Source organism: Treponema sp. J25, assembly GCF_004343725.1.
Lineage (GTDB): Bacteria > Spirochaetota > Spirochaetia > Treponematales > Breznakiellaceae > J25.
Window position 1 is genome coordinate 76,283 of record NZ_PTQW01000018.1, and the last position, 13,682, is coordinate 89,964.

Consider the following 13,682-nt stretch of genomic DNA (forward strand, 5'->3'; position numbering starts at 1 on the left):
ATGTGTATAGAATGTGTATAGAAAAATAAATTGCGATTTGGCATAGCTTTGTCCGGCGCACCCTGAGACTTGTAGGAGGATGTTCGTAAATGTCACAGGAACAAGATTTATTTGATACTTACCCCCAGGAAGAGGCCGCTTCGGATTCGCCGGTAACCTGTTTGGGCATGACCTTTCCCAACGATGCGGCCCGCCGGGCCTATTTTACCGAAGAGTTGCGCAAGAAACTAAAGGACCCGGCGTTTCGCTCCATCGAAGGTTTTCCTATCGCGAGCGACGAAGTGATCCTTGCCCTGTCGGATCCGCCCTATTACACCGCCTGCCCCAACCCCTGGCTTGCGGAGATGATCCAGGCCTGGGAGGCAGAAAAGCCCCCCAAACCGGCGGACTACCACTACCACCGGGAACCCTTTGCGGCCGATGTGAGCGAAGGGAAAAACGATCCCATTTACAACGCCCATTCCTACCACACCAAGGTGCCCCACAAGGCGATTATGCGCTACATCCTCCACTACACCGAGCCGGGGGACATCGTCTTTGATGGCTTTTGCGGCACCGGCATGACCGGCGTGGCGGCCCAGCTCTGCGGCGACCGGGCCACGGTGGAATCCCTGGGTTACCGGGTAGATGCGGAAGGCATCATTTACCAGGAAGAACTGGACGAGACGGGAAAAACCATCTGGAAACCCTTTTCCCGGCTGGGCCCGCGCCGGGCGGTGTTAAACGATTTATCGCCCGCGGCGACCTTTATTGCCTACAACTACAACACCCCCGTGGATGTCAAAGCCTTTGAGCGGGAGGCCCGGCGCATCTTAAAAGAGGTGGAAGAGGAGTGCGGCTGGATGTACGAAACCCTGCACAGCGACGGCAAAACCAGGGGAAAAATCAACTATACCGTATGGAGTGATGTGTTTGTTTGCCCCGATTGCAGTCAGGAGGTGGTGTTCTGGGATGCGGCGGTGGACCAGGAAGCGGGCAAGGTGCGGAAGGAGTTCCCCTGTCCCCACTGCGGAGTCCTGCTCACCAAACGGCGCATGGAAAGAGCCTGGGTGAACATTTACGACCGGGCCCTGAAACAGACCATCCGGCAGGCCAAGCAGGTGCCGGTGCTCATAAACTATACCGTGCAGGGGAAACGGGCGGACAAGAGGCCCGATGGGTTTGACCTGGAGCTGATCGAAAAAATTGAACAGAGCGAGATCCCCTACTGGTTCCCGACGGACCGCATGATGGAAGGCGGCGAAACCCGCCGTAACGATCCCATCGGCATCACCCATGTGCACCATTTTTACACCAGGCGAAACCTGTGGGTGCTGGCGGCGTATCGAGCGAGAGCAAAATCTTCAAATATCTCTTTATTTCTTTTTGGATTTTTAAATACATCATGGCATGGAACTAAAATGAGAAGATTAAATCCGTTTGGTGGAGATCGTCCTTTATCAGGAACCTTATATATTCCATCTCTTCCAACAGAAGGGAATATGTTCGATGTATACAAACACAAAATAAAACAGCTAAAAAGATTTCTTGAAATTAGAAACAATCAACATTTTGTATGGTGCATCGATACAGAATCAAGTAGTTCATTACATTCTTTTGATTCTTCAATCGACTACATCTTCCTCGATCCGCCCTTTGGGTCCAATCTAAATTATTCGGAACTGAACTTTCTCTGGGAGGCCTGGCTTAAGGTCTTTACCAACACCAAACCCGAAGCGATTGTCAACGATTCCCAGCGTAAGGGGTTAGACGAATACCGGGAACTCATGACCGCTTGCTTTAAGGAGGCCTATCGGGTCCTAAAGCCCGGCCGCTGGATGACCGTGGAGTTTTCCAACACCCAGGCGGCGGTGTGGAACAGCATCCAGACCGCCCTGGCCGAGGCGGGTTTTATCGTGGCCAATGTGTCTGCCCTGGATAAACAACAGCGGAGCTTCAAGGCAGTGACCACCCCCACGGCGGTCAAGCAGGACCTGGTCATTTCCGCCTATAAGCCCAACGGGGGCTTTGAGGAGCGCTTCCAAGCGGAGGCAGAAAGCGAGGCGGGGGTTTGGGATTTTGTGCGCACCCACCTAAAATATCTGCCGGTGGTCAAGCTGCAAAACGGCTCGCTCCAGTTTATTCCTGAGCGGGACCCCCGGATCCTCTACGACCAGGTGGTGGCCTACTATGTGCGCAAGGGTCTTTTTGTGCCCCTCTCGAGCCAGGAATTCCAGGCGGGGCTTGCCCAGCGCTTTATCGAACGGGATGGCATGTATTTTTTAAGCGACCAGGCCGCCGAGTACGACCGCAAAAAAATGATCACCGCCGCGCCGCCCCAGGCAGAGCTCTTTGTTTGCGACGAAGCCTCGGCCATCCAGTGGCTCAGGCAACTCCTTAAAGAAAAACCCCAGAAGTTTTCCGATATCAACCCCCAGTTTATGCAACATCTGGGTGGCTGGAGCAAAAACGAGGTGCTCCTGGACCTGCGGGAACTCTTAGAACAAAACTTCCTTTGCTACGACGGCACAGGTCCCGTACCCGAGCAGATCCACGCCTACCTTTCCACCAACTGGAAGGACCTGCGCAACCTCTCCAAAGAAGACCCGGCCCTGGTGGAAAAGGCCCGGGACCGCTGGTATGTGCCGGATCCCAACAAGGCGAGCGACCTGGAAAAACTGCGGGAGCGGGCCCTGCTCAAGGAATTTGATGTGTACAAGGCGGAAAAGCGAAAGCTCAAGGTCTTTCGCCTGGAAGCGGTTCGGGCGGGCTTTAAAAAGGCCTGGCAGGAACGGGACTACGACACCATCATCGCCGTGGCCGAAAAAATCCCCCACACCGTCCTGGAAGAAGACCCCAAGCTCCTCATGTGGTATGATCAGGCTATCACGAGAAGGGGAAGACAATAATGGCCAGAGCAGATTTATTAATTCGCCTGGTGCAATCCGGCATGCGGGGCGACAAAGTGAATTTCAGGAAAGTTGTCGAAGCAATCATTGCTGAAGAGCGAACAAAACAACATACAGTGTTAGCTGAAAAGCTTGAAGAAATATTAAACGCAGGAGTGGTTGATCGCCCTGTTGCCAACGGAGGGAGCATGCTAGATCACCGGATGGACAACCTGTTTTACGAAATTATCCCCCAACGAAAACTCTCTGACCTGATTCTTCCACAGGATGTTTTACTGATTTGTCAAGAATTGCTTCAGGAACAATATAGGACGGATTTACTTAGATCATACAATTTAGAACCTAGAAATCGAGTTCTTCTGATTGGCCCGCCAGGGAACGGCAAAACATCACTAGCCGAAGCGCTTGCGGAAGCACTAGCAATTCCCTTACTGACTGTTCGGTATGAAAGTGTGGTCGGGGCATATCTGGGAGAAACGGCTACTCGTTTAAAAAAACTCTTTGAATATGCAGCTACTCGAAGATGTGTTCTTTTTTTTGATGAATTTGAAACATTGGGTAAAGAACGCGGGGATTTACATGAAACCGGAGAAATCAAACGAGTCGTGAGTTCTTTGCTTATGCAAATTGACAACCTGCCGAGCCATGTCATGGTGATTGGGGCTACCAATCATGCTGAACTTCTTGATCGTGCTGTATGGCGGCGTTTTCAAATCCGTATTACCTTACCACCACCTACGCGAGATCGATTGGAAGAATGGTTCAAAAAGTTTGAACATAGAATTAAGGTTCCACTGGGGTATGCCCCAAGCACTTTAGCTAAATACCTTCAAGGCTTAAATTTTGCCGAAATCGAAGAGTTCGGGATGACGGTTTTCCGGCAGTATGTGTTGGAATTACCGAACGCCAACATGAAAGATATTATAGCTCAAACACTTCGTTTGTGGTCCATCAGAGCAATTCCAGTAGAACAACAGGGAGCGGAGGTAAAAGATGTCTAAGTTACCACTGCTATTTTTCCCGACACCACAATTGGCTAACAGAACAAAAAAGAATGGGAATTTTTCTAAGAATATTCATAAACCTGATACAACACGGCAGATCCAACGACTTTCTCCAATGTTTGAGCAATTACGGACTGCTTTTGAAGCCCGCAAAGTGGAGATTCAGCAAAGCACTGCAGGTATAGAACCCGAATATGTTTTAGTAATAGAGATTGTTGGTGGAGTAGAAAATTTTGTTAATGCTGTAAAGCGTATTGCTGGCTTTGAATGGATGGGTGAAATTGAGGTGGAGGATATTTCGCCTGACCAAGATTTTTATGATGCAGATTCTCCAGATAAAACACTAACAGGTCGTCTGTATTTTGTGATGACCAATCAGCAAGCGCTAAATGAATTGCTCTCGTTGTGGCGTCGATATCAAAACAATGAATCTTTCGATTATGGACTTAAAAATTTCTATAATTTATTCACATGCTTAAAGTCTATCCGGCGATGGGATATTCAGGATAGATTGCTTGAAACTGGGGTAATTCAGGGTTGGCAAGAAGATTTAAAGCATGATAGCAATAGACCGATTCGCTTTGAAGTTGAACTTTGGTTTCGAAGTAACCCCGAGAAGAGAAAACAAAGTTTAAATAGAGTTACAGATCTAATTCGTAATCTGGACGGGCGTGTTCTGACTGGATCATTATACGAGGGAATTGCGTATCATGGTATGTTAGCCGAACTGCCGGCCCAATCTATCCAGACCATTATTAATAACCAGGATGTAGAATTGGTAAAGTGCGAAAGTATTATGTTCTTTCGCCCTGTTGGACAGATAATTGCTGATGGTACTCTTCCTGAAAATGATTTGGTTTATTCAGATTTCCCAGAATCTTCTTTGCCGCAAGGAGAACCTGTCATAGCCCTCTTAGATGGCCTGCCATTAGCGAATCATCGTCTTCTAAAAGACAGGCTAATTATTGATGATCCTGATAATTTTGAAAATAGCTATAATGCCGAAGAACGCGTTCATGGTACTGCGATGGCTTCGCTCATCATTCATGGAGACCTTAATGATAGGGAAAAACCATTAAAACGGCCAGTGTATGTGCGACCAATCATGAGGCCGAATCCCAATGATTATCATAGACCTCGCCCAGAGTATGTACCAGATGATGTTCTCATCGTAGATCTTATTCATAGATCTGTAAAAAGGTTATTTGAAAACGATGGCATAGAAAAACCAGTGGCCCCTTCGGTACGAGTCATCAATTTATCTATTGGCGATCCTTCTAGACAGTTTTTTCAATCGATGAGTCCTTTAGCAAGGTTACTGGATTGGCTAAGTAGTACTTATAAAATACTTTTTATTATCAGTGCGGGAAACCACCCAAGTCCCATTTATCTTAATGTTCCTAGGGCTCAGTTTGAGTCCTTAACTACATCACAAAAAGAAGCGGTTATCCTAAAAGCTATTTTTGAAGATATCAGAAATCGTAAACTTCTTTCTCCAGCCGAAAGCATCAATAATCTCACAGTTGGGGCGCTTCAATTTGATTCCTCTTCTTATGAAAGTTGTTATAACGGATTTAATCCCTTTGAACATTCGTTGCCAAGCCCGGTATCTGCATTCGGCGTTGGTTATCGGCGGTCAATTAAACCAGACATTGTTTTTCGGGGAGGCAGGGTTTTGTATCAGGAGGATCTTAGATATTCTCGGAAAGATCATTATGTGATAAAACCGGTAGAACCAGCGATTCGAAGCAATCCTCCAGGAAACAAAACCGCTGTACCATCCAGGCAATCTGGAAATCTTGATGGTGTTGCTTATTGTTGTGGAACGAGCAATGCGGCGGCTTTGATGAGCAGAGCGGCTAGTATTTGTTACGAATTGTTACAACAAATAGTCTCTGAGCAGCTTCCTAATATTGATATGCGCCCGTATGAAATACCATTGCTCAAAGCAATGTTAATTCACGGTTGCTCATGGGAAAATATCGCCCCACATCTACATGGTGTACTTCAGAGTGATTGTAAAAACAAACAAGAACTTAACGCAAAAATTAGCAGATGGATCGGGTACGGGCATCCAGAGATTGGCCGGGTATTATATTGTACGGAGCAACGGGCTACGGTATTAGGTTTTGGACAACTCTCTGATGGACAAGCTCATATTTTCAGATTACCATTACCGCCATCGTTAAGTTCCCAGACTGTCTGGCGAAGATTAACTGTCACTTTGGCTTGGTTGTCACCCGTATTGGCTAGCAATCAGAAATACCGCGTAGCAAACCTCTGGTTCGAAGTAAACAATAATGGTTTAACCTCAAACAGAAAAAATACGGATTGGCAAGCAGTAAGACGCGGAACGGTTCAACATGAAGTATTTGAAGGTGAGCAGGCGGAACCTTTTAATGATGGTGATGTCATAGAGATCAAAGTGAATTGCCGAGAAGATGCTGGGAAAATTCAAAGTCCTATAGCTTATGGTTTGATTGTGTCTTTAGAGGTAGCCGAAGGTGTTAATATAGCTGTTTATAATGAAATTCAGACAAGAATTACCTCTGTAGTCCAAATTCAGCAGGTAATAGGTGGAGTATAATTAACGCATGTCTTCCCTTTGGCGCTACAGCCCCGACCATAGGCAACCCTGTCTTGTCATGGAAAGCCACACCCTGTGGGGAGAAACGGTGTGCTGGGTGTGGATCCCCGAAAGCAACCGCGTAATCCAGCTTCCCGCGTCAAAATTGGAGCCCCTGGAAAAAGCGCCGTTCTGTTCTCCCGACTATATTAGTTATGTGGCCACGGCGGCCCGCATCGCCGATGCCTTAACTCAGGATGTGCTCCTTGCCCCCCTGGAAGCTTCGGTGATTCCCCTGCCGCATCAACTCTACGCCCTATGGCGGGCAGTTTCAGGCAACCAGGTGCGGTATCTGTTGGCCGACGAGGTGGGTCTTGGAAAGACCATCGAGGCGGGGTTGATTATGCGGGAACTGAAACTGCGGGGCCTGGTGAAGCGTACCCTAGTCATTGCCCCAAAGGGGCTTGTAAACCAATGGGTAAGCGAAATGCGCTTTCACTTTGGAGAAACCTTCCGATTGGTGTTACCCGAAGATATCGGAACTTTAAAGCGGATTCTCCCCCCACCACAGGGTGAAGAAAAAAACCGCCCACAGACAGGGGAAGCCTGTTACGGCAATGCCTGGGCCTTGTTTCCCCAGGTGGTGGTCCCCATGGATGCGGTAAAGCCCCTGGAACGGCGTCGCGGTTGGAGCGATGCCCAGATTGATGCCTACAATCAGGACCGCTTCGAAGATCTCATCGCCGCGGGCTGGGACCTGGTGATCGTAGACGAAGCCCACCGGCTGGGGGGCAGTACCGACCAGGTAGCCCGCTTTAAATTGGGTCAGGGCCTCGCAGAGGCGGCGCCCTATGTGTTGCTCTTGTCCGCCACACCCCACCAGGGTAAGTCCGATGCCTTTCACAGGCTCATGTCGCTTTTGGATGAGCGGGAATTCCCCGATCCGGAGAGTGTGACCAGCGAGCGGATTCAGCCCTATGTGATTCGCACGGAAAAGCGCGCCGCCGTGGATGCGAATGGCAAGCCCCTGTTTAAGCCGCGTCGCACCCAGCTCGCACCGATTGCCTGGGAAACCCGACACCAGGAACAACAAGCCCTCTATGAAGCCGTCACTTCCTATGTGCGGGAAGGCTACAACCAAGCGGTTAAAGAAAAGCGAAACTATATCGGCTTTTTGATGTGCCTGATGCAACGACTGGTCGTGTCCAGTACCCGGGCTATTCGCACCGCCCTTGAAAAAAGGCTCCAGGTACTGACCGAACCGGAGGAACAGTTGAGTTTGTTTCCCCTTGGCGATGCAGAAGAATGGGCAGAGTTGGATGGGCAAGAGCAGGCAGAAATCGTACTACAGAGCCGGATCAGGGCATTGAGAAATGAACGGGCCGAAATCCAGATGCTTCTGGAACTGGCTGAGCGCTGCGAACAAGTCAGCCCCGATGCCAAGGCAGAGGCGTTGATTGAATGGATCTATCGCCTGCAATCCGAAGAGGGCGAGCCGGAACTCAAGGTCCTAGTGTTTACCGAGTTTGTTCCCACCCAGGAAATGCTCAGACAGTTTCTCAGCGACCGGGGCTTTTCGGTGGCCTGCCTCAATGGTTTTATGGATATGGATGAGCGCAAACGGGTTCAGGAAGCCTTTGCCGGCGAGGTGCGGATCCTCATTTCCACCGAAGCCGGTGGGGAAGGGTTGAACCTGCAATTTTGCCATGTGGTGATCAACTACGATATACCATGGAACCCCATGCGCCTTGAACAACGGATCGGCCGGGTGGACCGCATTGGGCAAACCAAACCGGTCCGGGCGATTAATTTTGTGTTCCAGGATTCGGTGGAATACCGGGTGCTCGAAGTGCTGGAACAAAAACTGGCGGTAATCCTGGAAGAGTTTGGGGTGGATAAAACCAGTGATGTACTCGACTCAGCCCAGGCGGGGCCCCTCTTTGATGAGATGTATGTCAGAGCGATCCTCAATCCAGCAGAGATTCCAGAATCGGTGGAAACGGTGGTTTCCCGTCTGCAAGAACAGGTCCGCAAATCCCGGACCATGGGAGCGGTCCTCGGAAAAGCCCCACCATTGGAAGTGGGCACCGCGCAACGGCTTCTGACCCATCCACTGCCCTACTGGATTGAACGAATGATCCTGGGATACCTCGCCTCTCACGGGGGAAAGGCCGAGAAAAAAGGATCGGCCTGGCATCTTTCCTGGCCCGATGGCGAAACATGGACCCACAGGGTGTTTACCCGAGAGCATGCGGAGCGCATCCCTGCGGCCCATCAAATTACCCTGGAAGAACCGAAGGTGCAAAACCTGGTCAGGCATATCCCTCGGTTTATCCCGGGCCAGCCTATACCGATTATCGCGATGCCCGATCTGGCCAAAGAGGTACGGGGTCTTTGGTCCCTGTGGGAAATCACGGTAAAACCTTGGCAAACTGAACAAGCCTCATCCGAAAATGCTGTTTTCACAGAGCATTCCGCAGAACAAAATCATTTTCGCCGCATGATGCCCCTCTTTTTAACAGACCAGGGGGCAGTCTATATTCCCACCGCCCGCTATATCTGGGATCGCCTCCTCCAGGGGCCGGTGCCTATCCAGGGAACAGTCCCGTTCTCGGAAGATGTTTTTGCAAAACTATGGGCTATCGCGGAGGAGCAGGGGAAACCTCTGTATGCAGAAATCATGACGGACTATCAACGCCGCATAGATCAGGAACGAGAAAAGGTCCGCTATGCCCTTTCGGCCCGTCGCAAAACAATCGAGCGCATTGGGCTTCCGCAGGTACGGGACCATCGTTTAAAGCTCCTGACCCAGGAGGAACAGCGTCTTCTGGAATATCTGGCCCAAAAGGCGCAGGTGATACCCAACATAGAACCGTTGATGGTGATTCGGATAGAAGGGGAGAGCTGTGAAAAGCTGGCGTGATGTGATTCTTAAAGAGTTTACGCCTCAGGTTGCTAAGCTCACTCTGGTTGCTGATCCCGATGGGCTTCTTCTGGAAGAAGGGATCTTGGAGGATATTCAACGCCGCGGTTTTGCATTAATCCCTTTTGAGGACCCCATCGCTTTTCGGTATGCCTATGAATCGAAATTCCGCTCCCATTGGGACCTGGGCGAAACGACCAATCTGGTGGTGATCCTGCGATCCCAGGAAAGCGATTTACATCATTTACCCTATGACCTTTTACAGGCAGGGCGTAAACTCTCATTTTCTCTTGGAACGATTTTTCCTCATTTAAGTTATCCCGTGGTGGCCAGCCTGGATCGGGGCTATTTTGATGTCCTCTTTGCGGCCCAGGAACTTCATGCGCCGGGGCAATTGGGAGATAACGCTACTAAAGATTTTATTCTCCGCCATGTGTTTGAAATTGCCCCCGAGCTTATCAAACAGCCTTCAGAACTGTTACGGGTTTTATTGCGCCGCCATTATTATCAACAAAAGATTCCTGCAGAGATTGAACAACGATTGATTCTATTGCTTCGTCAAAATCAGGTGTTCAAAGATTGGCCCCTGGATATCATCGTTCCTGATCGGGAAGCCTTTTTGGCTTTCCTGCAAGAACGGTGGTCATTTTTTATTAACAGGGTTGCCATGCGGGAATCCGCATCGGTTTTGGAAAAGGAGCCACACTATAAAGTCGCTATTCAGGGGCCTATGGAGTTACCCTTTGAGCACGACGATATTCGGGGCTATATCGAAAAGCTGTTTGCCGAAGGCATGTTACAGGCCATACCCAAGGCGGAGGTAGGGATCTCAGGCAACAATTGGTGGTACATTGGGATAAAAACAGGATGTCCTGAACAAAGGACTCGCCGTTTAGAAAAATTGATAGATAGTCTGGAAGCTACACTCCCTGAGGAAAAGGCACCATATTCTGCCTGGTTTTCCTTTGCCCATGCTTGGGCAGAATTCCAGGTGCTGCGCCATGAAACTCTCAGTTTGCCGGTGGGCCTTCAGAACCGAATTCAGGAATTAATTCAGCAGGTAGATACAAGATTTGAGCAGTGGATTCAGCGCCGATATGCGGCTTTGCACCAGTTGCCGCCGGACCCGCCGGTCATGGTCCACCATATTCCCCGGTTCTTATCCAAACAGACCGCTAAAATTGCATTGGTCGTCATTGACGGACTTGCCCTGGACCAGTGGGTAATTCTTCGAAACGAACTTGTTGCAAAGGTTCCGACCTTGCGTTTTCGCGAACAGGCGGTTTTTGCCTGGATCCCCACCTTAACTTCGGTGTCGCGGCAAGCCCTTTTTGCGGGTAAGGCGCCGCTCTTCTTTCCGGATAGCATCCAGAGCACCCATAAAGAACCTGCCTTGTGGACCAGGTTCTGGGAAGAACAGGGACTTGTGGATAATGAGGTGATCTATCTCAAAGGTGTGGGAGATGGAGATAGTGCGACCATAGGGGAAGCGCTTTCCCACCCCAAAGTGCAGGTTGCCGCCCTCGTGGTGGATAAGATTGACAAAATCATGCATGGCATAGAACTCGGTACTGCCGGTATGCACAGTCAGGTGCGGCTTTGGGCTCGTCAGCCTTATCTTCTCTCCCTCCTGGATGCGCTTTTACACCAGGGGTTCCAGGTGTATCTGACTTCGGATCATGGAAATGTGGAGGCGAAAGGCATGGGTCGCCCCACAGAGGGGATGGTGGCGGACCAGCGGGGAGAACGGGTCCGGATCTATCCAGAGGCGATACTTCGAAGACAAGTAAAAGAACAGTTTCCTGAAACAATTGAATGGGATCCAATCGGACTGCCTGAGAACTACTACCCCTTACTAGCCCCTTCCCGGCGGGCTTTTATCCCGGAACAGAACCATACGGTAAGCCATGGGGGAATTTCTATTGAAGAGCTTATTGTGCCCTTCATTAAAATTGAAAGGAGCGCTGAGTGACGCTAAATAAAAACCGCTTAGGTCTTAATCAACGGGTGCGTTTGGAATGGCTTGAACGGACCGCTCATTTAATTCTGGCAGGAAACAATGAAAAAGACATTCATGGGACCTTACAGGAACTATTAAAGGATCAATTATCTGTTGGAAGTCAGGCAAAACGCTGCAATCGGGATAAGGTGATCAGTATACTCCAAATGGTGTGGGTCAATCCGATCCCTGAAATTCGGGCCCTGCGCACGGAGGGACTGCAGTTTTTAGCTCAACCACCAGAAGGAATTTGTTTTGGTGAGACCAGCCTGATCGTTCATTGGGGCATGATGATGGCCGTGTACCCCTTCTGGACAGCGGTGGCCACCCAAACGGGCCGGTTACTGCGACTGCAGGGCAATGCTACGGCATCTCAGATTCAGCGACGCCTTCGTGAACTCTATGGAGAACGGGAAAGCGTTTCAAAGGCAACTCGCCGGGTGCTTCGTTCTTTCGTTGATTGGGGCGTCTTACAGGATACAGAGAAAATCGGGATATACACCGGTGGGACTTCTCAAACGGTAGAAGATCCGCGTCTTGTCGCCTGGCTCATCGAGGCCTTTCTGCGTTCTAAGGGTAATGGGCCCATCCCTTTAAAAGAAATTATCGAAAACCCAGGCCTATTTCCTTTTCGGATTAAGCCTCTTCATGGGGAGTATCTTGCAAAAGCTTCATCTAGACTCGAGTTTTTTTATAGTGGGTTAGACGAGGTGTTGGTGAGGGTGAAGGCATAGTCCTGTGTTAAAGGGCTTTTAACATACGCCCCCTTGCCACCAGGGGAAAGCCCTGGCATACTCTTGTGTGTATGGCCTCTTTTTTATCGGTGTGCCTTAACCCAACCCTTCAGAAAACCCTCCGGTTCTCCCGCATCCAGCCAGACCGGGTTAATCGAACCGCCACTCACCGCCTCGATGCCTCGGGCAAAGGGGTAAACGTAAGCCGGGTTCTTAAGCAGCTTGGCCAATCGGTAGTGCATCTTACCCAGCTTGGGGGCAGTCTACGTCCCCTGTTCCTGGAACTCTGCGAACAGGATCACCTTGATGTCCGGTGGGTAGAAAGCAACAGCCCCATCCGCTTTTGCTACACCCTGATTGAAGAAAGCACCCATACGGTAACCGAACTGGTAGAAGAATCTGAAGCGGTGGCCCCCGACACAGAAGAAAACATCAAAACCCGCTTCCTTGAGATTTTAGCCACCGATTTTGCCCCATCCTCTCACCACACAGAAACCCACAAACAAAAGTCCGCCGTACCGACCCTCATCATCTCAGGGACCAAGGCCCGGGGCTTTTCGGCAGATATCTTTCCCTTCATGGTGCAAAGGGCCCGCGAACAGGGGATGCAGATTATTCTGGATATTCGAGGCGAGGACCTATTGCGATGCCTTCCCTATCACCCTCATGTCATCAAACCCAACTTTGACGAATTTGTAGGAACCTTTCTTCCTGACAGGACCGCCCACCATACAACAGCGACTTCTTCCTCAAGCGAAAATTCCAAAGAAGCCTCTCAAGCTCCCCTAGCAGCCCTGGTCCAGGAAACGGCTCTGGAAATCCAGAAAACCTATGGCTGCCAGATTATCCTTACCCGAGGCTCCCAGTCAGTCTGGGCCTTTGAGCGGGGCAAGTTCATAGAACAAAACATCGAGCCGGTGCTCCCCGTAAACACCACGGGATGCGGCGATGCCTTTACCGCCGGAATAGCCTCAGCCCTTGCTGCGGGAGCCTCCCTCGAGGAAGCCCTGCAAGAGGGCATTCGCTGTGGCGCATTGAACGCGGCCCTCTTAAAACCGGGAAGCATCGTAGCTGAATAGTGTATCCCGAGGGGGAGCACCGCACCGCCTCCTCTCACAGCTCAGCCTGCACCAACCCGTCGCCTCGGCCGCCGCGGCTCCCCCCTCGCGCCTGCTTCCTTCGCCGCTTCCACAGCCCCTCCCGGGCCGGGCGTCCCGCCCGGCCCACGCCCCCAGCCCCCACGGCTCAGGCGATCAGGCGCTCCCCCCACTCCGGGACCACCCACGGCGGGGCCCTTCTCAGGGCCCCCCATAGCCAACCTTACCCGGTTCTGGCGTCCTCTAAGCCACCCCGGCAGGTTTTTGGGCCCCCTCTCCACGCCACCCCTCCGCACCCGATTTCCCCTCCCATCCTTGCCTTCCCACACTCCCTGTGCTATGGTTTTCCTATGCCAGACCACCACGACCGCGGCTACAAGGCCCTCTTCTCTAACCAGCGCTTCATGGAGCAACTGGTCACCTCCTTCATCCACGAAGACTGGGTCGCCCACGTCGATTTCTCCCGGGCAT

At 50.8% G+C, this 13,682-nt stretch carries 7 protein-coding genes; all 7 read left to right on the top strand.

Annotation, left to right across the window (positions count from 1 at the left end; genetic code table 11):
* The first annotated feature begins 89 nt into the window (after positions 1-89).
* The 7 genes from C5O22_RS06930 to C5O22_RS06960 all read left to right on the top strand — a co-directional run bounded on the left by C5O22_RS06930 (position 90) and on the right by C5O22_RS06960 (position 13,193).
* Positions 90-2,888, top strand: a complete 2,799-nt coding sequence (locus tag C5O22_RS06930; RefSeq protein WP_132780484.1) for a DNA methyltransferase — start codon at positions 90-92, stop codon at positions 2,886-2,888.
* Complete coding sequence (locus C5O22_RS06935; RefSeq protein WP_132780485.1) at positions 2,888-3,889, top strand: AAA family ATPase; 1,002 nt, start codon at positions 2,888-2,890, stop codon at positions 3,887-3,889. Before C5O22_RS06930 ends, C5O22_RS06935 begins: the two co-directional genes overlap by 1 nt.
* Positions 3,882-6,479 (top strand): S8 family peptidase, encoded by a 2,598-nt coding sequence (locus C5O22_RS06940; protein ID WP_132780486.1) that lies wholly within the window; start codon positions 3,882-3,884, stop codon positions 6,477-6,479. Before C5O22_RS06935 ends, C5O22_RS06940 begins: the two co-directional genes overlap by 8 nt.
* Before the next feature lie 7 nt (positions 6,480-6,486).
* The gene (locus C5O22_RS06945; protein WP_132780487.1) at positions 6,487-9,381 is read left to right on the top strand and encodes a helicase-related protein; all 2,895 of its coding nucleotides are present in this window, start codon (positions 6,487-6,489) and stop codon (positions 9,379-9,381) included.
* Positions 9,365-11,353 (top strand): BREX-3 system phosphatase PglZ, encoded by a 1,989-nt coding sequence (gene pglZ, locus C5O22_RS06950; protein ID WP_132780488.1) that lies wholly within the window; start codon positions 9,365-9,367, stop codon positions 11,351-11,353. Before C5O22_RS06945 ends, pglZ begins: the two co-directional genes overlap by 17 nt.
* Positions 11,350-12,114: a hypothetical protein gene (locus C5O22_RS06955; RefSeq protein WP_132780489.1), complete on the top strand. Its 765-nt coding sequence runs from the start codon at positions 11,350-11,352 to the stop codon at positions 12,112-12,114. The genes pglZ and C5O22_RS06955 overlap by 4 nt, the downstream gene beginning before the upstream one ends.
* A gap of 71 nt (positions 12,115-12,185) precedes the next feature.
* A complete protein-coding gene (locus tag C5O22_RS06960; protein WP_132780490.1) occupies positions 12,186-13,193 on the top strand; it encodes a 1-phosphofructokinase family hexose kinase in 1,008 nt (335 codons plus the stop codon).
* Positions 13,194-13,682: the final 489 nt, after the last annotated feature.

Bases quoted from the DNA above. Each gene is read 5' to 3' on its own strand.
- C5O22_RS06940 (WP_132780486.1), top strand. From the start codon at position 3,882: ATGTCTAAGTTACCACTGCTATTTTTCCCGACACCACAATTGGCTAAC.
- C5O22_RS06930 (WP_132780484.1), top strand. From the start codon at position 90: ATGTCACAGGAACAAGATTTATTTGATACTTACCCCCAGGAAGAGGCC.
- C5O22_RS06935 (WP_132780485.1), top strand. From the start codon at position 2,888: ATGGCCAGAGCAGATTTATTAATTCGCCTGGTGCAATCCGGCATGCGG.
- C5O22_RS06945 (WP_132780487.1), top strand. From the start codon at position 6,487: ATGTCTTCCCTTTGGCGCTACAGCCCCGACCATAGGCAACCCTGTCTT.
- C5O22_RS06960 (WP_132780490.1), top strand. From the start codon at position 12,186: ATGGCCTCTTTTTTATCGGTGTGCCTTAACCCAACCCTTCAGAAAACC.